Here is a 20,153-nt window from a genome sequence, read left to right on the forward strand (position 1 = left end):
CTCATTTAAAACAAATCTTCTCTAATTCAGTGTAATCCTTAAGCTAAAACCAAAATTGCTGAACGAAGTATTAAAGGTTTGTGAAGTATAAGGTTTAGTGACATTAGAATCATAAAACACCCTTACGTTAAATCGTTGGTTCAAAATATAATCAACACTAGGTCTCAACGTAATATTTTTAGCCCCGGACGAAACCTCGGCTTCATCAACATCAGCTCTGTAAATAACTGTTTTATTATCTCGGACTGCAACATCTAACTTAAAGTCCATGTTATTATCCATCTTTAGCTCTTTAAATAGTCCGAATGGGAATCTGAATTTAGCAGTACGATAGCCTAAACCAAAAACCATATTATTTTCTGATAATTGAGCCAGTTGACTATTAGCTAAGCTAAGTCCCAGCATTCTCGTTCTACCAATTTCAAAATTGGCAGTCATATTATTTTTCAATCGGGTATCAATGCCAATAAGCGGAGAAAACTGTTCTGCAATTGTAACCTGTGCATATTGATACACCGGCAAGAAATTATCATTTTCATCTCGGCTACTCACAGCCCCATTCGTCTCCTGATATCTAATCAATGAATTAAATCCATTGATACTGTATACTGATCGGTAAGAATGCCTTAAATCAATAGAGCTAAACCTTTCTTTCAGAAAACCAATCTGAGTTAATCCTCTATAATTTAATCTCCAGTTTGGCAATGGAATTTTAGGAAGAGAATTCAAGCTACTAGATGAAGCACTTTTTCCTGTATAGGCAGCAAGGAAAGCGGATACAACAACATCCTGAGAATTCTTGTCATAACCATCTGCATAACCAGCAGAATTGAAACCTCTCGAATTGTTGTTTTGTGAACCAAGACGTCGTGAAATCACTTGTCTGTTCAACATAAACTGATTAAACAACTTAGAAAAACTACTACCATGTTTTTCAGAAAATGCTGTCCCAATTGAAATGAACGAAACACTATAATCTCCGGTCGTAAAAGGACTCAAATTTTCAAAGCTCTGAGTTGATCTGTCAAACCTGAAATTGCTAGAATAATTTAATGTTCTATTTTTATTTGCAGTTAGTGTAATACTCAAATCTTTAATAGGCTCAATTAAACCAGTTAAGCTTAAATCTTCTCTAAGTGTATTAATGTAAAGTTGGGTTTGTAAAGTATCTCTGGTAATCCACCCGTGATTTAAGGCCATTTCTCTGATGTCACGTTGACTACCAAAAACAAACCCAAGCCCAGGAGCTCCTGTAACTTCATCCAGACCAAAATAACTAACCCTTGGCATATACCCCGGCAAAAATGTCCCTTTAGTTTGCGTAAATGCAGCATTTACATTTTTAAGACCTGTTAAAAGGCCTATAAAGAACGAACCTTTAGCTGCATTATCTCCACCTGCATTCGCTCGTCTTACAAAACCAAACTTATTATATAACCCCGCCAGATTCAACGTAGGGTTTACTTGTACAGTTTTTGAATTTTGAATTGTGTTCCCCAGATCAATTAATGGATCTCTAAGCGTCGATAACGGCTCAGTTTGCCAATTAAAATTAGTGCCATACCTGGTCGCAACAGTTACCCAATCCATACCCGGAATTTTATTGAAGGGTAAAGTATAGGTAATGTTCATATTGTGGTTATAATCGGTTGTTCTGCCCAGACGCTTTAAATTCTGCCACAAAGTATCCCTTTTCAAACCCTCAATTTTACCATCTGGCTCGTCAATGATTGAATAATTTGTTGCATCAAAATCCAGTGTCAGCGACTTTGTCAAACTCCATGATATACCATAAACTCGTGTAACCAGGAAGTTCTTATTAAACGTAGTATTAATTGGAATAGAATTATTCGGATCATTATTTCTTAACCTGTTTTCCGAATAATAACGATCTACATCGATTCTGAAATTTAATGCATTAGGTACCAGATTTATGTTAAAATCCCGTAAAAGCGCTAAGGTATTCGATTTGATGATTTTAGCAAAGGGCTCTACTGTTTTAGATTGTCCGGAATAATTATAGGCCAACGACCCTCTATAAGTCTCCTGTGTATTTCTTTCATTGATAAAATCGCGATGTGCAAGTTTGGTATACGCATAGCTCACATTAAAGTTTTCAACGTCCCATACCTGTGGTTTCTTCTCCGGATTCGTTCGCTCTTTACGTACATTGGTAAAGTTGATACTGTTTCTTGTAGTATAATCCTGAGCATATTCCAGAATTGCCTTTTTCTCAGATTTCGAAGCATTATCCAATGCATTCTTTAATTCAATATCTGGTGTCTTCGGATCGTACTGAGGAGTACTTACCTGGCTCGAATAGCTAACAAACATAGGAATCTTAATCCCCGTTTTCTGAGGGAAGAACTTACCCAATTCCATGCTCGAAGAAATATCAAAGAACACATTATCTGCACGGTTTCTTTCACTTACTCTCTTCTCCAAAGAACCAAAACCTATGGTCGATTTACTGCCCGATACGTTTATATCAGCAAAATCTGCCAGTTGTGCATTCATCCTTGCAGTTGCCGCCCAACCACCACGTTCATCAAATTCTGTCAGGCGCATTTCATTAAACCATACCTGCGCGCTTTTATCCAGACCATCATCTGATGTACCCGTTGCAACATTTCTATAAGGATTGATTACGCCTAACATATACACTCTCACCTTACTCATATCAGGTTGCCCCTTTACAATAATGGTTTTCCCGTTTACCTCATATTTAAATGGTTTGCTGATGTTCCAAGGTAGCCCATCAACATCAAGAGCCTTATTTCTGGCTAATTTAGCCTGTTGAAACAATTCCAGGGAAATATCCATTTTATTCTGATCAGGCCATATTGAATAAGGGTCACTTGTTCCAGGACGCGTTACTTTTAAGGGTTGTGAATATTCATAATAGTTATCCTGATTATCGGTACCAATTCTCAAAAAAGCATTTAAATCATAATCATTAAGAACAGCATTTCCGAGTGCTTCCATGTGGATAAACATCTCCAGATGCTTATACGATCTGAAATCATTCAAAGCAGTTTTAAATGTAGCTCTGCCATAGCCATCACGCAGGTTCTTTACAGTAACAGCAAGAGATTGTTCATTCTGTCTCGTATCGCCGCGGTAGTTACTAAAATCACGTTCCCTTTCAATACCTGGGGGTACCACATATGGGATAGGGGTTCTTTTACCATTTTCCTCAATATTTACAGTCGATATTTCTATCGTTGAATTGTCTGGTCCAAGATTTTGTAAACTCGGATCAAGAATAACTTGTGAAGCTTCATTAGCCGAATTATATTGTCTCCATTCACCTCTTACCAATTGTATTTTCCCAAATCTCAATACCGTTGTATCGGCATAATTAGTTAAGAACATCCTTACGAAACGAATCGATTTAAAATCCTGTATGTTTCCAACCTTTTGCTGATACTGCGCTAAAGGAATTCTTATCTGATACCAGGTTACTGGTTGTGTCTGTCCATTTGCCAACTTAACCTGCGATGTTACTTTATCAGTTACAAAGTTCTGTCCAACCATTAAATCACCAGGACGCATAGAAACCTTATATTGGAAATACTCATCACTTTGCGTCATGTTATTATCCCTGTTGATGTCTTCGCCATCAGGCAATGAAGTAGAAGCTGAATTATCTACTCCAAAATCCTCCTGCGATTGTTGCGAAGTTTTAGAATTCCCTTCAGGACCATTAAAGCGTTGGTAGCGTTTCAAAATACCTGCATTTGCCTGATCTTGTTGTCTACCTCTAAAATACATGTAATCATCAGAAGAAGGGTCATTATCAAGTTCTGCTGCTGCATCTGGATTAAGCTGAGCTTTGATCTGGTCTATCAATTGACCAAATTTCACTTTCTCGTCAGCATTAGACAAACCGTCCAACCCCACATCCTGAGCCTTTCTTGCTGACGGGTCATTATCAAATGCTTGTATTACTGGTTGTAATTTGGGTACTCTACCCCAATTTGTTTCATCATAAGCATTTGGATCTCCATTAGCAGGTAAACCATTTTCCAACGATTTACGCCCATCCTTTAAAATGTCTTCAGAAATGTTACCAAGATTAAAGTATAGATCACCACCTGCAGAATTGGGTTTATAAATATTCGGATCCATTACCCAAAGCTCAATATATTCAATATTCAATGCCTGAAAATCTGTAGTTTCAATTCTTCTGAACAAACCACCCCATCTGGATTTAGGATTTGTTAGTGTCCCATTAGCATTAAAACCAGTAGTGGAATAGTTATATGGTCCTCGTATAGTCGGATAAAAAGCAACATCCAAAGTTGGCAAAGTAATGGCTTGTCCTGTGCTTGTCTCTTTAAAAGGAAATACTTCCTGCTCAATAATCTCTCGTACATAGTGATTAGACCTCTCGGTTACATTGTTCCGTAAACTGGAAGGAATATCTCCAGAGTTTCTATTGTAAAATATAGGATCTATATTATAAAAAGCAATCCTGGCACGGTTAAAACCATAACTTAGGTCATCAATTCGATCTGCTTCAGGAAAAAGTTGCGGTGTTCCGGATAACTGCCAGGCAATCGCACTCTTCAAATCAATCACAGATCTAGAGGCTTCGAAATCATCGAGATAACTTACTCCTCCTTTTTTACCACCAAAATTCAATGCACTTGGATGTCCGGGAATTAACTGGGCAAACTCAGCTGCGAATGTAATATTCGATGGCGCTTTTGTAGATATAAACGGCAGCTTATCAACCATCTTTGTTAAAAACCTTGATGGAGAACTATAGTTCATATCTAGTCCCCACATGGTGTTTGATATAGGTTCTTCACCAATATTAACTTTCGGGGTAAGTGGCTTCTCCGTAAGGTTCATGAAAGTACCTCCAAGGTTCAACTTATTGTTCATTTTATAGTCGAGCCTCGTACCAAATAAAGAACGCTGCTGTAATCCAAACAATTCATTATTTTCAGTAGATATCCTGATTGGCTGTCCGGATGTTAATAATGCCGGATTAATAATCCGCACCCTGCCACCTTGATAGTCTACTGTAAAATCTGCTCCCTCCTGTAAAGGAATCGTACCTGCAAAAACTTTTACAGAACCTTCTGGTACATTAATAGAGTTCAAACTAAATTCTGAGGAAATCTCCGATTGATATGTCCCTTTAATTACATAACGATTCTGATTGCTAAACAATTGCTGTGCAACGACCTTAGTCGAGTCATACAAAGCTCTAAAAGAATACTTGTCAATCAGTACTTGTTCTGATGGCAAAAACTGATCTGCCAGGTCATCACCAAATGGTTCAATAAGTGGAAAGATCATCCTGCCATTTAATGGATCAATAGTGATATAACCATTAATCGTATTGGTCGAAAAGTTAATCTGACTATTTGTAGTAGAACTGTTGTTACTACCGTTATTAAATGACGAATTTTGTCCACTATTTGGACTAGATCCGAATGGTTTGTTCTCCACTTCAAAATCAAATACTCCATCAGGCTTACGTTCTTTTTGTTGATTTAACCTATCCAGTCCTGTTACCTGAATCCATTGTTTCCCATTAAGTGGTCTACGCTCTGCATCCAGTTTTTCACCTTCCTGTATTAACGGCTTTTCAACACCTGTTTTTTCATCAATTCTTAAAATGTCGAGTTTAAAGTTTTGCTGACTGATTTGATACCCACCGATAGAATAAATATTCTTCATCATCAGGCTCCAGGTTGGCAAATTGGTTTTTATTGTTTCGTTTTTTAATAGTTTGGTATATAATACCTTTGGAGTTGACGGATCAAATGGTACGTCAGTTGCAAATTCACCTACCTGATATTCTACGCCATTAAATGTATACCTAAAAGCTACTGTAAGAACTTCATCACTATTTAAGCCGTTGTTTAATGAAATATATCCTAATTGAGGATGAAAAGTATACTCTCTATCTGCCAGCTTTCTTGCATAAGTTAACTTAGCATAGTTATCAGTTTTCCCCTTATCATCGAAATAATTAATAATGGAATTAGAATTGGTATTACGTGAGTCAACTGGAATTTTTTCAAGAAGGTCATTGGAGCTTCTTGGAAATACCGGGTTTGTAAAACCCGAAGGGAGTACAGATCTCCCGCCAACAAGTACAGGATTATATGGCTTATTCTCACCTAAATCCATAAAGCCTAATACATCCCTGGAATCCTGTGTACTACCTGCCTTATTTGTAATCCAGACTTCAATCTTTGTAATTAACACCCCAGAAGTAATTGTAGGTGGGTTATTTTGCGATTTGTTGTAATTATCCCTGAAATATTGAGCCAGGAAAAAGTGTTTATTCGCTTCGTAATTGTCTGCACTAAACCGAAATTCGTTTTGCTGTCCGCCATTATTAATCTGAATCTGACGAGATTGAGATTTTTGCTGAGTAAAAACAGTTGCCACATTCAATCGGCCAAATTTCAATTGTGTTTTGACACCGAATAATGCTTGTGTACCATTTATCAGTGTGGTATTTAAAGGTAAACTAACATTACCTGCTTCTATTTTTTGTATAATATCATCCTCACCACCTGTATAATCAAGCTTCACCTGATTCTCAAAATCAAATTGAGCTTCAGTGTTATAGTTCATATTGATTTTCAACTTTGAACCGATATTACCAATCACATCCATTTGGATACGTTGATTAAAATCGAAGTTCCCCTGAACCCTTTGACGCTCGTTGAACATCGGATTTTCATTTTTATTGATCCTGCCTAGAAAAGTAAGTTCAGCTTCACCCCGTGGTTGAATATCGATTGTACTCCCGCCGAATATGCGTTCAAATGATTTACTATTGATCTTTAAACTTGGAATAATACCAGTTCTTCTAACTTCACTTACCTCCTGGTCAGAAAAGGAGCGCCAGTTTTCACGTTTAATTTCACTATTTACCAAACGCAGGTATTCCTCAACTGTTAAATACTGAGGTGGCCCAAAAGGCTTATCACCAATATATTCCTGTATGTTGTATCTTTTATTTAATGCGTCATATTCCACTTTTCTCTGCACATTTTCAGGCAATGGATAAAAAGGGCTCGACATAGATCTTATACCAAGTCTTTGCTTCTCTTTCAGGCCGAAAGAATTCCGGGACGTATCCTGTATTACTTTTTTGGGGCTAACCTGCGAAAATGTTCGCTGCGCTCCAAAACCTACTATCAGGAAGAGAAATAGCGTTAATAGAGTTTTCAATGGCTATTTTTATAAATTCTTCAATGCTATTTTTATCATTTGTTCAACAGACAAATCCTGACCACCATCTTTCACTGCTTTGTCTATTGCTTTTTCGGAAGCAAGTTTCACAAAACCGAGCATCATTAATGCCGATAATGCTTCTTCTCGAACCGTATTATTTAAAGGTGCCGAAATTAATGATCCCGAGCCTTCTTTTTTCAATTTATCTTGTAATTCAAGTACCAACCGTTGAGCAGTCTTCGCTCCTATCCCCTTAATTCTTTGGATCAGAGGGAGGTCCGCATTTACAATTGCTGTTTGAATTTCAACTGGAGTAATGGATGATAACATCATTCTTCCAGTGTTTGGTCCTATCCCGGACACAGAAATTAAATGCAAAAAAAGCCTGCGCTCCCCTTCATCAGCAAAGCCATAAAGGGTATGCGCATCTTCTTTTACGTGCAGCCAGGTATAAATTTTACACCTTTCCGAGTTTGGAAGACTGCTATAAGTATTTAAAGATATATTCAGATGATAGCCGACTCCGCCTGCCTCCACAACAATATAGGTAGGACATTTAAACGCTAGTTTACCATCAATATATTCAAACATAATATTTATTTTTTAGCTATTCTTTTTAATAAACCGCTTTTTTTTGCGCTTACTTCCTGCTCTTTACCTTGAACATCTAAAACCGCTAAGGTAACCATATTTACAATCTCTCTCACTGAACTTCCAAGTTGAACAATATGAACAGGCTTATTTAAACCTAGCAAAATTGGACCGATTGCTTCGGTTTCACCTAGTTCCTGCAATAATTTATAAGCTATGTTACCCGATTCCAGATTAGGGAATATCAAAGTATTTGCAGGGCCATCAACCAATTTGCTGAAAGGGAAATTTCCTTTCAACAACTCGTTATTCATTGCAAAATTACCTTGCATTTCACCATCAACTACAATTTCAGGGTACTGCTCATGTAATATTTTAACTGCTTTTCTTACTTTTTCAGGTACATCCCCTTCGTTTGAGCCAAAATTAGAATAAGACAGCAACGCAATACGAGGTTTAATGTTAAACTTACTAACAGCACGCTCCATTAACAAAGTTAAATCAACCAGTTCCTCTGCAGTAGGATCAACATTAACTGTTGTATCACCAAAAAACACTGGCCCTTTCTTGGTCATCATCATGTACATTCCAGCAACACGGTTCACATCAGGAGCAGTGCCTATTACATGCAAAGCGGGTTTAATGGTCGATACATAGTTCCTGGTTAGCCCAGAAATCAAAGCATCAGCTTCACCAAACTCTACCATAGCAGCTCCAAAATAGTTTCTATCACGCATTTGTTTAGTCGCCTCAAATAAGGTCAGACCTCTACGTTGTCTTTTTTCGTATAAATATTGACCATATTTCTGCATCTGCTCAGTTTCCTTAAACGGATCTATAATAGTTACCCCCTCTAAGTCCAGCGCACTTTCACTAATAATACGTTCAATAGTTTCCTTGTTCCCCAATAAAATTGGAATAGCGATATTCTCATCTTTAACAATCTGAGCTGCTTTTAAAATCTTATAATTATCAGCTTCTGCAAAAACAACACGCTTTGGATCAGATTTAGCCTTATTCGTGATCGCACGCATAATGGCATCATCCATACCCAATCTAAGCTTCAATTCCTCTATATAAGCATCCCAATCAGTAATAACCTTACGTGCAACACCAGATTCAATTGCTGCTTTTGCAACAGCGGTCGACACATTTGTCATTAACCTTATATCCATAGGTTTAGGAATAATATATTCCTTGCCAAATTTGATATTCTTCTCATTGTAGGCCATATTTACAGCCTCAGGAACTGATTTCTTTGCCAACTCGGCAATAGCTCTCACTGCAGCAATTTTCATTTCCTCATTAATCGCAGTAGCACGAACGTCAAGGGCTCCTCTAAAAATATAAGGGAAACCCAATACGTTATTTACCTGATTAGGATAATCAGAGCGGCCAGTAGCCATAATAATATCTTTGCGTGATTTTATTGCTAATTCGTAAGCGATTTCAGGATTAGGATTTGCCATAGCAAACACAATAGGATTTTTCGCCATTGAGTTTAACATGTTTTCAGTTACACAGTCAGCAGACGACAAACCAATAAACACATCTGAATCTTTCATCGCTTCTTCCAATGTATTCAAGTTTCTTGAAGTAGCAAACTCTGCCTTTATCGAATCAAGGTTTTCCCTATTATCTCTAATTACACCAGAACGGTCGCACATTACAATATTTTCCTTCTTTGCACCTAAAGAAACGTAAAGACGTGAGCAAGAGATTGCTGCGGCACCTGCACCGTTAACAACAATCTTAATTTTATCCATTTTCTTTTTCTGCAATTCACAAGCATTAATCAATGCCGCTGCAGAAATAATGGCTGTACCATGTTGATCATCATGCATTACAGGAATTTTCATTTCTTCCTTTAAACGACGTTCAATTTCAAAACACTCAGGTGCTTTAATATCTTCTAAATTCACCCCACCAAAAGTAGGTTCTAATGCTTTTACTATTTTAACAAAGTCATCAACGTTTGTAACATCCAGTTCAAGATCAAAAACATCAATATCTGCAAATATCTTAAACAATAATCCCTTCCCCTCCATAACTGGCTTCCCTGCTTCAGGACCAATATTACCTAGTCCTAAAACAGCAGTACCATTACTAATAACAGCTACTAGGTTACCCTTGGCTGTATATTTATAAACATCTTCTATGTTTTCGGCTATCTTTAAACAAGGTTCAGCGACACCTGGTGAGTAGGCAAGTGCCAGATCTCTTTGAGAGTTTGTTGGTTTAGTTGGTATAACTTCAATCTTTCCTGGTCTTCCTTGCGAGTGGTAATCCAACGCGTCCTGCTTCCTATTAATCTTACTCATAAAATGATCTTATATGTAAACGGCCCAAAGTTACAATTCTTTTGATAAGCCATATACAAAAAGGCACACTTATAAAATATTAACTTCTGTTAGATCTAGGAACACTTTTTCCGGCTGTTTTACGATAAACCTTCAACTTCTGACCTGGAACAATTCCACTGCTTTTCAAGCCATTCCATACTTTTAAGTCTTGTACTTCAACATTATATTTATCAGCTATAATGCTTAAGTTCTGTCCAGATGTAACTTTATGATATACAACCGCAGCTTTGCTGGAAAGAGAACCAGACTTAGACTTCACACTCCTGTCATTAGATGCCAGAACAACATTCTTATTCACGTCAATTTCTTCTTCTTCATTCAACAAGTGATACACGCTTGCAAAACTAGTCAGACTTACCTTAGGCAAAATCACACGCTTTGGCAATTCCTGAGTACCATTTACAATCTTTTTCTTGTAAGAAGGGTTTAAAGCTGACAACTCTTCCAAGTCAATATTAAGCGCTTCAGCTAACGAGGCTAAAGACACAAATCGATTAACCTGAATGATATCTGTATTTCTTATAAAAGATGATTTTTGTGATTTGATCTGATGATTAGACGGGCAATTCATAACATATACCGCGGCAATAAAAGCGGGCACATAATTACGGGTTTCCATAGGTAAAAATCGTCTGATCTCCCAAAAATCTCGGGAACCTGCTTTTGCAATTGCACGGTTCACATTCCCTTTACCACAATTATAAGCAGCAATAGCTAACAACCAATCCCCCAATTCCTCGTAAGCATCTCTAAAATAAGCTGCTGCAGCATGACTTGCTTGAATAGGATCTTTACGCTCATCAACAAAGTTGTCCATATTCAGGCCATAATCCTTTGCCGTAGCAAACATAAACTGCCATAAACCTGTGGCTCCAACTCTAGATACGGCATGAGGATTCATTGAAGACTCAATAATTGGAAGATATTTAATCTCTTCAGGAATATTATAGCTCTTAAGTGCTTTTTCAAAAATAGGGAAATAGTAACTGGAAAGACCGAGCATCTTTCCCATCATATCTTTTCTACCAGCATAAATGTCTATGTAATTCTGTACATATTCATTATAATTAAGAGGTACCATCTTCTGAATAGAATCGAGTCTTGCCTTATAAACATAATTATGATTATAAAAAGTAGGGCCCTCATACACAATGGGAACGCTAGTAGTATCAGTTAATTCCAGTTGTGTTTTTTTTTGTGCTACTGCAGCAAAACCTGTTACAGCTAAAAAGCAAGCGGATACTAAGCGTACTATGTTCTTCATAGGCGTATTATTCCTTTTTATCGGTTAATAAAATCTATTTCAGGCAGTATCAAAAAGAGGTGGTGGTTTAGTTGCCTGGTTTGTTAAACTGTCAAGATTATTTAGTTCTTAAAAAAGCCTGAGACAATGACAAAAGCTCCTGCTCTCCAAAATGTCTGGCCATTAATTGTATACTTAACGGCAAACCCTTAGGATTATTGCCCAAAGGAATAGCTATTGCTGGAATTCCTGTCAATGAAGCTAATACTGTATATATATCTGCAAGGTACATCACTAAAGGGTCTTCAATATTCTCGCCTATATTAAATGCTGGAGTAGGCGTAACCGGGCTAATTATAATATCGAAATCACCAAGTAATTCCTCCATCTTTTCCCTGATCAGTCTTCTTACCTGCTGTGCTTTCTGATAATAAGCATCATAATAACCCGCGCTCAAAACAAAAGTACCCAATAGAATACGCCGCTTCACTTCTTCCCCAAAACCTTCGGCTCTGGATTGTTTATAAAGTTCGTTTAAACTTGTAGCTTCCAGATTACGGTGACCATAATGTACACCATCATATCGTGATAAATTAGAAGAAGCTTCTGCTGTAGTTAATACATAATAAGCAGGCACAAGATAATCTAACATATCAAAAGAAACATACGTTACCGTATGCCCCTGTGCTTTAAACGCTTCAATAGATGTTAATATAGCTTTCTTAATATCAGCATCAAGTGCATCACTTTCTAAAGTCTCCTTTAAAACAGCAATCTTTTTAGGTGTAACTTCATTAAGTTTACTTAAATAATCAGGAACACTACGTTTAGAAACAGTACTGTCATGCTCATCCGCTCCAGCCAAAACTTCCAATAAGATAGCAGCATCTGTTACCGACGAGGTAATCGTACCAACCTGATCAAAAGAAGAGGCATATGCAATTACGCCATATCTGGAAATTCTGCCATAAGTAGGCTTTAAGCCAATACAACCGCAAAAAGCTGCCGGCTGTCTTACAGAACCGCCCGTATCCGTTCCAAGTGCAGACAAACACAGATCGGCTTGTACAGCAACCGCAGAACCACCTGATGATCCGCCAGCAACTTTATCACTGTCAGCTGCGTTTTTTACCGGACCGTAATATGAAGTTTCATTAGAGCCTCCCATTGCAAACTCGTCACAATTCAACCTGCCAATGATGACAGCATCTTCGCTAATTAAACGTTCAATAACAGTAGCAGAATATGGAGAAACAAAACCTTCCAGCATTTTAGAGGAAGCTGTAACCTGATGATCCCTATAACAGATGTTATCTTTTATTCCGATTACCATTCCTGCCAGCCTACCCGCATTTCCAGCCTCTATCTTTTCCTGTACCCGTTTAGCCTGAAGATCTGCAGAATAAAAAAACACCTCATTAAACGCATTGAGGTGTTTATGTTTTTCTATTTGCTTGAAATAATGATCTAATAACTCTGGCAAACTAAGCTTTTTTTGCCCAATAAGAGTTTGTATCTCTTGTAAGGAGGTATACTTCTTCAAAATCAAGAATTCATTAAATTAAAAAATCGGTTTTCTAAACCTATAGTGGTTTATTGGTGTTGCTTTGATTCTGCTCAACAGCATCATCAGCACCATCTTTACCGTCTTTAAATTCTTTGATACCTTTACCTAGACCACGCATCAATTCAGGGATTTTTTTACCTCCAAAAAGTAGCAAAACAATCACTACTATAACTGCGATCTCTCCGCCTCCTAGTCCAAAAGCTAATATTGTTGTGTCAAACATGATATTTTAATTAAAGTTTAGTTTTTATCTGTTTCTATTTTTGTGTGTTTACCATGTGCAGCATGTTCCGCGTTTTCAGCGTCATCTGCAGATTCAATGCCATCCGTATTACTTTCTACATTTTCATTTGTAGTACTTTCAGTATCCACTGAATGATCAGTATCACTATCTAACGTACTATTGTAATGAGCAGTTTCATCATTATATCCAGGATTACTGTCATAACTATCGCTGCTGTACATATCTTCCCCAGGTTTATAATCATAATTATGTGGCCTGTTACCAGTATCATCAGCATTGAAAGTAGACTTAAACTCATTAATCTCATCTGTAATACCGGCAGCATTAATATTTCTATGGATTTCACGCTTAACACCTTCCGATGCATCTTTAAAATCTCTTAACCCTTTTCCAAGTCCACGAGCTAATTCTGGCAATTTTTTACCTCCAAATAACAAAAGTACTACGACCAAGATGAGCATTATCTCACCTCCACCCATATTCAAAAACTCCACTAACGTGCCTGTATACATTTCAATCTTTATTTTAACTTCTATAAAACAAATATAAACAATTAATTGCAAAAGTTTATTTGGCTATCCATGCGGCAGGATTTTGCGCGACTGCTCCTCTGTAAATCTGGAACTGTAATTCCGGAATATCTCCCGAAGAAGCCACAGTACCAATATTTTGCTTTGTGCTCACGTCATCACCTGCACTAACACTAACAGACCTCAGATTTTGGTAAACTGTAAAGAATTGTCCATGTTTAATCAACACATAATATCTGCCTAATGCATTACCTACTTTACTCACCTTGCCATTAAATACGGCCCTTACACCAGCGCCTTCTGCAGTCTGAATTGTAACACCTGCATTATTGTAACTAGCCTGTCCTTCTTTATGCTTCCCAAAACTTTCGGTAATAGATCCGGCTGTTACAGGCCAGGGTAAAGAACCACGATTGCTTTCAAAGGCGGCAGATAACTTCGCCGCTTCCGGTGTTGCAGCCAGATAACCACTGCTATTCGCTTTTGGTTTAGCAACAGCCGCTGGTGTAGCAGGTGCAGGTCTGTTTTCAGCTTTTGCCTTTGCCGCAGCGGCGGCGGCGGCTTTAGCAGCTGCTGCTTTAGCTGCAGCTTCAGCACGCTTACGTTCTAGCTCAATCTCACGAACAATAGCAGCCCTGATACTTCTATCTAACTGCGCCTGTTGTTTCTTTCTGCTGGCAATGTCCTGACGGAATTTCTTTTCCTGTTTACTATATTTATTCAAAACCGCAGATTGCTGGTTTTTATTTTTACCGAGCTTATCTTTTTCATTTTCCTGTTCATGCAAAAGATTACTCTTCTCTTTCAGGTTTTTATCTAAAATAACAATCTTATAATTCAGCTCTTTTTGGGTCCCCTGAATATAACTCGCCTGCTTTTTACGATATTGGCCAAACTGCTGCAAATACTTAATCCTCTTATAAGCCTGATTAAAATCCTTTGCTGCAAAGATAAACATCATCTTATCATATGCGTTTTTATTGCGCTGAGCGAACCTGATCATTGCACCATATTCTTTCTTCAATTGGCCAAGCTGCCCTTTCAGATTAATGACCGTATTGGTATTTTCATGGATCTGATTATCAAGATTCTTAATTTCGGAGTTGATCACCGTAATCTTGTCCTGCATTAAACTAATCTTCTTGTTTAATGCATTGATCTGACCTAGAGTCAATTTCTTATTGTTTGCAGTTTTGTTAAGGTTTCGCTGCAACAATTCGATTTCTCTTTGTATGGCCTCTTTTTTTCTTTTTAATTCGGTACTACTTTGAGCAAATGTAACAGACGCAGATAGTACAAATAATAGCAGGAAAAGAAATTTACTTAACTTCATTGGCTCAAAAGTATGAAAAAATTTAGTGTAAAACTTCATACCTCCCTGGAACAGTAAACGGAAATTCAAGAGTAACATTGCGCTCAATACTAGAATACTCAAGTTCAATATCTACATTTTTATCCCCAACCCTGGAACTTATTATTGCTCCTTTTGGTAATAAAGCCCCATCAATATCATGGTAAGCCCCTACGTAAACAACCTTTAAAGCCTGCCCAACATTTATGTCATTGATATTATTTTCACTCACCTTTAAAAGTGAATCAAAAAACACCTTAAATGCAAGTGCCTCTTTCTCTCCTTCTAACACCCACAATCCATTATTCACATTAATCGTAGCCTTTTCATTCACAAAATCGGCAATGGTATTACCTGATAAAATAGATTCCAGCCAGTCAAAACTTAATTGCTTATTAGCATAACGATGTAAATAACTGAAAGGCTTTTTTAAATATACGGATTGGAAATTATTTCGCACTTTAACACTATCTGGTGTAATTAAAGCTCTTGCAATTTCAATACCCGCCAATGCAGTAATGCTAACCCAAATCCGTTTGCCTTTCTCCATCCTGATATTCATAGTTGCATTATTTTTACTCCCATCAATATCAATCTTAGCTTTGGTCTTTATCGCCAAAGTATTAAAAACAAAATCTTTAGATTTTAAAAGATTAATATTCTCTGCTTTTCTACTACTCAATTCAGTGACAGTAGCAGGTGGTTTAACTGTACCAGCCAATTTCCTTGTTTTACAAGCCAGCAAAGTAGTTGAAAGTACACCCGCCAGCAATAAACTATTCCAAATATTTCCCTTCATTGATCTTTCTATTTAGTTTTTCTGAACCGTTACCCGAGGCCTTTGCCTTTCTCCAATGCATTAATGCAGCTGCCTTATCCCCTGTTAAAAACAATAAGTCTCCATATAACTCCAGATATACCCCATTCTCAGGATCCAGTTGCAGAGCAGATTTAACCGTCGTTAAAGCTGTTACATCCTGATGGTCTTTATGCTGAGCCAATGCCATAAAATAATATAAAATAGCCTGGTTCGGATATATTGAAAGCGCTGCATCAGCAGTTTTGATTACATCTTTATATTGCTTCAAAAGCAGCTGTATATTTAAAGCTTGCTCCCAGGCTCTATAAGGTTGATCATCCGTTTCCAGAACTTTTTTAAACAATACCAGGGCACCTTGCAAATCACCCTTTTTATATAAGTTCTCTGCAAGCAAAATATTTTGATCATCAACAGTAGGTTCTGCAGGTTTGCTTTCCTCACCTGGTTTCATCCCAGAAGTTACTCGTCTCCTGGCCCTCGACAGGTCTTCAGATTGCCCAAACTTCTTCTCTAGTTCATCATAACCCTTCATGGCCTCAGCAACTCTACCAGCAAGTAAATAGGCGTTTGAACGATCGAAGTAATATTCAACTCTATCCGGAGACAATCTGATTAACTGATCCAAAGAACTCGTCATCGCATTCATATCTCCTTTTCGCTTGTAAAGCTCTGCCATCAACATCCAATACCAGCTATTATTGGCATCCAAGGCAGTCGCTTTTTTAATTGCCATCTCAGCTTCGATCAAATTATTCTGTCTGTAATTTACTACTGCAATTTCATAGTAAACTGCTGCATTTTTATCATCCAGTTGTAGTATTTTATTGAATACCTCATTCGCTTTGCTGTAATCTTCGTTTAATTTGTCACGTAGGCCAGCAAAATAAAGTGTTTTTATTAAGGTTGTATCTACAACATATCCTACAGGCTTCTGAGCAAACATAACTGGAACATACCCCAGCAAAACCATTAAAAACACCTTACATTTCATATTCAAAACAACTTATCATTTACCTGTATGGCCATAGCCACCAGCGCCACGAGCAGTATCATTTAACTCTTCAACAGCATTCCATTCGACAGTTTCATGTTTCGCAATTACCATTTGGGCAATCCTATCGCCATTACTTATAACAAAATCAGTCTCCGATAAATTAACCAAAAGCACCTTAAGCTCTCCACGGTAATCTGCATCTATGGTACCTGGTGAATTTACAATACTGATACCATGTTTATAAGCCAAACCACTACGAGGTCTGATCTGTGCTTCAAAGCCAATTGGAAGCTCAATGTATAAACCCGTTGGAACTAGTGTCCGTTGCAAAGGTTTAATCGTAATCTCAGTTTCTATAAAAGCACGTAAATCCATTCCTGCAGCATGGGCAGTTTCATATTGAGGTAAAGCGTGGGTCGATTTATTGATAATGTTTATATTCATTTATATATTATATTTAATGTTTTCTTACCGTATTATTAAAACACAATATTCAACTAAAAATTATTACTTTTTACTTGCTCTTTGTTTTTCCCAAAATAAGCTTCAGCTCATCTTTTTCAAAATAAATCACACCTATCAAAAAGGTCAATAGCAGAGCATTACCAATATAAATATTCCTGTTAAATACCCAAAAAGAAAGTACGACCAACACTGTCGAAACCAACAGATAACTAAGCATTCTCGTCAGATTATAGGGTATAGGATAATGCTTTTGTCCCAAAACATAAGAAATTAGCATCATTACAAAATAGGCAAGCATAGATACCCATGCAGAACCCATGTAGCCATATTTCGGCACTAGCAAAATGTTTAAAACAATAGTAGTAATTGCGCCAATTACAGATATATATAATCCAAATTTGGTTTGATCTGACAATTTATACCAGATAGATAGATTGACATAAATACCCAGAAAAACATAGCCCAGAAGTAAAAAGGGAACAGCATTTAGTCCTACCCAATATTCACTATCAATAAAATGCTTAAGAATATCAATATTAGCTACCAGACCTACAAAAATAACAGCCAGTGCGATAACAAAGTAATTCAGAATCGTAGCGTAAGTCTGCCTGGCATTTGTGCTTTTAGCATGGCTAAAAAAGAACGGCTCAGCACCTAATCTAAACGCTGTGATAAACAAACTCAAAAACACTGCAATCTTACAAACAGCTCCATACACGCCCAGATTATATTCTGACACCCCCAATTGATTGATGATCATTTTATCCAGATTTTCATTTACTACAAAGGAAAGATTCGCCACTAAAACCGGCCATGAATAAGAAACCATTTTACCAAAAAGCTCTTTATCAAACTTAAATTGCAGTTTTGCTATTTCAGGAATAAGCAAAATCAAAGTCAATACACTTGCAATCAGATTCGAAATAAACACATAACCTATCCATTCGGGCCTATACCATGAACCAAACCATTCTCCAATTGACCCTCCAATTTTAATAATGATCGGAACCACAAATAAAAAAAACAGGTTAAAGCCAATAAAGCTGCCAATATTCAGGAATTTAATAAGACTATATCGCATCGGACGCTCATCAGCCCTAACCTTTGCAAATGGAATTACGCAGATCGCATCTATAAAAAGTAACCAAACAAAATAGTGTACATACTTTATATAATCAGTCATTTCATCAGGTCCACTTGCAAAGTAACCAGCAATGTGCGATGAAAAAACAAGACCTGAGATCAGAAAGAGTGTTGCAATAAGAGCTACACAGAAAAAAGTATTATTGTAAACCTCTTGTTTCTTATCCTCATGCTTATTTAAGTATCTGAAAAAAGTACTCTCCATACCAAAAGCAAGAATGGCATTGATCATGGATGCTGAAGCATACATCTTAGTAAAGATTGCATAAATCCCCGGCTGAAATACACCTGTAAATAAAGGTGTAAGGATAAAATTAAATAGCCTTGAAATTACAGTCGTCACTCCATATATAGCCGTCTGCCCAAGAAATTTCTTTATCGCCGACATCTACTTCTTAATAATCTCAAAATCCTTATAATTTTTAACCACACCAGGTGTAGAAGTTACATTTTCAATTTTAGCCCTGTCGGTTCCTTCATTACACCAATCCATAAAAACTTCCAGCAATGTATCATCACCCTCCGCTTCTATGTAAACACTGCCATCTTTCTCATTTCTGATCATGCCTCTAATCCCCATTTGATCGGCAACCACCTTAGTAACAGCTCTGAAAGATACACCTTGCACTTTCCCTGTAATCTTAATATCTAAATGTTTTATTTCCATTTTTTATACACTTATTGTGCTATTGCACAACCTTTCTTTCTCCAACAAAAATTCTTCCCAAATCCTATTTAAAATCTGAGAAGCTGGTTTTATCTCATTTAACATAGCCGAAACCTGTCCTATTTCCAACTCTCCCTGTTCCATATCACCTTCAAACATACCTAATTTAGCACGGGCTCTTCCTAATATTTTTGTTAATCGCTCTATATCAGCTCCCTCAGATTCAGCCTGCGCAATCATATCTGCGAACTCATTTCTAAGTAAACGTACAGGCACAAGCTTTTTCATACGGAGCTTAGTATCTCCTTCAGCTGCGGTTATTATCTTGTTTTTAAATTGTGGATGTGCCGAAGATTCCTCAGCAACAGCGAAAGCAGAGCCAATCTGTACACCATCAGCTCCCAGAGCAAAAGCAGCCAACATCGATGAACCACTACCAATACCGCCGGCAGCTATAACCGGTATTTTAACCACACGGCGCACCATAGGAATCAGACACATAGTTGTTGTTTCCTCCCTTCCATTATGGCCACCAGCTTCAAAGCCTTCCGCAACGATGGCATCAACGCCACAGCTCTCCGCTTTTAATGCAAATTTTGTATTGGCAATGACATGCACAACAATAATCCCTTTATCTTTTAAAAAGCTTGTCCATGTAGCCGGATTTCCTGCAGAAGTAAATACAATCTGAACCCCCTCCTCTACTATAATCTGCATGATTTCATCAATATTCGGATAAAGCAAAGGGACATTTACCGCGAAAGGATTGCTGGTTGCAGCCTTACATTTACGGATATGCTCACGCAAAACATCAGGATACATAGAGCCGGAGCCAATAATTCCCAAACCACCTGCATTGGCAACTGCCGAAGCCAATCTCCAGCCACTACACCACACCATCCCCGCTTGTACAATCGGATACTTTATCCCAAATAGTTCTGTTATCTTATTCGCCATAAAGAC

General features: G+C 37.5%; 14 protein-coding genes. All 14 read right to left on the minus strand.

Annotated elements, in window-relative coordinates; all coding sequences use genetic code 11:
* Positions 1 to 21: 21 nt before the first annotated feature.
* Complete coding sequence (gene sov, locus ABDJ41_RS13685) at positions 22 to 7,209, minus strand: T9SS outer membrane translocon Sov/SprA (protein WP_349786612.1); 7,188 nt, start codon at positions 7,207 to 7,209, stop codon at positions 22 to 24.
* A gap of 9 nt (positions 7,210 to 7,218) precedes the next feature.
* Complete coding sequence (gene ruvA / locus ABDJ41_RS13690; RefSeq protein ID WP_349786613.1) at positions 7,219 to 7,803, minus strand: Holliday junction branch migration protein RuvA; 585 nt, start codon at positions 7,801 to 7,803, stop codon at positions 7,219 to 7,221.
* A 5-nt stretch (positions 7,804 to 7,808) separates the two neighbouring features.
* Positions 7,809 to 10,124 carry an NADP-dependent malic enzyme gene (locus ABDJ41_RS13695; RefSeq protein ID WP_349786614.1) on the minus strand — a complete coding sequence of 772 codons (2,316 nt, stop codon included), beginning with the start codon at positions 10,122 to 10,124 and terminating at the stop codon, positions 7,809 to 7,811.
* A 79-nt stretch (positions 10,125 to 10,203) separates the two neighbouring features.
* Complete coding sequence (locus ABDJ41_RS13700) at positions 10,204 to 11,430, minus strand: lytic transglycosylase domain-containing protein (RefSeq protein ID WP_349786615.1); 1,227 nt, start codon at positions 11,428 to 11,430, stop codon at positions 10,204 to 10,206.
* 97 nt (positions 11,431 to 11,527) lie between these two features.
* Positions 11,528 to 12,952 (minus strand): Asp-tRNA(Asn)/Glu-tRNA(Gln) amidotransferase subunit GatA, encoded by a 1,425-nt coding sequence (gene gatA / locus ABDJ41_RS13705; protein WP_349786616.1) that lies wholly within the window; start codon positions 12,950 to 12,952, stop codon positions 11,528 to 11,530.
* Positions 12,953 to 12,992: 40 nt separating this feature from the next.
* Positions 12,993 to 13,199 (minus strand): Sec-independent protein translocase subunit TatA/TatB, encoded by a 207-nt coding sequence (locus ABDJ41_RS13710; RefSeq protein WP_349786617.1) that lies wholly within the window; start codon positions 13,197 to 13,199, stop codon positions 12,993 to 12,995.
* Between the two features lie 17 nt (positions 13,200 to 13,216).
* A complete protein-coding gene (locus ABDJ41_RS13715) occupies positions 13,217 to 13,732 on the minus strand; it encodes a Sec-independent protein translocase subunit TatA/TatB (protein WP_349786618.1) in 516 nt (171 codons plus the stop codon).
* Positions 13,733 to 13,787: 55 nt separating this feature from the next.
* A complete protein-coding gene (locus tag ABDJ41_RS13720; RefSeq protein ID WP_349786619.1) occupies positions 13,788 to 15,083 on the minus strand; it encodes a murein hydrolase activator EnvC family protein in 1,296 nt (431 codons plus the stop codon).
* Between the two features lie 22 nt (positions 15,084 to 15,105).
* Positions 15,106 to 15,900, minus strand: coding sequence for a lipoprotein insertase outer membrane protein LolB1 (lolB1, locus tag ABDJ41_RS13725; RefSeq protein WP_349786620.1), 795 nt, complete (start codon positions 15,898 to 15,900; stop codon positions 15,106 to 15,108).
* Positions 15,878 to 16,912 carry a tetratricopeptide repeat protein gene (locus tag ABDJ41_RS13730; RefSeq protein ID WP_349786621.1) on the minus strand — a complete coding sequence of 345 codons (1,035 nt, stop codon included), beginning with the start codon at positions 16,910 to 16,912 and terminating at the stop codon, positions 15,878 to 15,880. Before ABDJ41_RS13730 ends, lolB1 begins: the two co-directional genes overlap by 23 nt.
* Positions 16,913 to 16,927: 15 nt before the next feature.
* On the minus strand, positions 16,928 to 17,359 hold the full coding sequence (gene dut / locus ABDJ41_RS13735) for a dUTP diphosphatase (protein WP_349786622.1): 432 nt from the start codon (positions 17,357 to 17,359) through the stop codon (positions 16,928 to 16,930).
* 70 nt (positions 17,360 to 17,429) lie between these two features.
* Positions 17,430 to 18,911, minus strand: coding sequence for a lipopolysaccharide biosynthesis protein (locus tag ABDJ41_RS13740; protein ID WP_349786623.1), 1,482 nt, complete (start codon positions 18,909 to 18,911; stop codon positions 17,430 to 17,432).
* Complete coding sequence (locus ABDJ41_RS13745) at positions 18,912 to 19,190, minus strand: acylphosphatase (protein WP_349786624.1); 279 nt, start codon at positions 19,188 to 19,190, stop codon at positions 18,912 to 18,914.
* A 3-nt stretch (positions 19,191 to 19,193) separates the two neighbouring features.
* A complete protein-coding gene (locus tag ABDJ41_RS13750; RefSeq protein ID WP_349786625.1) occupies positions 19,194 to 20,147 on the minus strand; it encodes an NAD(P)H-dependent flavin oxidoreductase in 954 nt (317 codons plus the stop codon).
* Positions 20,148 to 20,153 lie beyond the last annotated feature (6 nt).

Origin of the sequence: Pedobacter sp. ASV1-7, assembly GCF_040203335.1 — a bacterium.
In the GTDB taxonomy this organism is placed as follows: Bacteria; Bacteroidota; Bacteroidia; order Sphingobacteriales; family Sphingobacteriaceae; genus Pedobacter.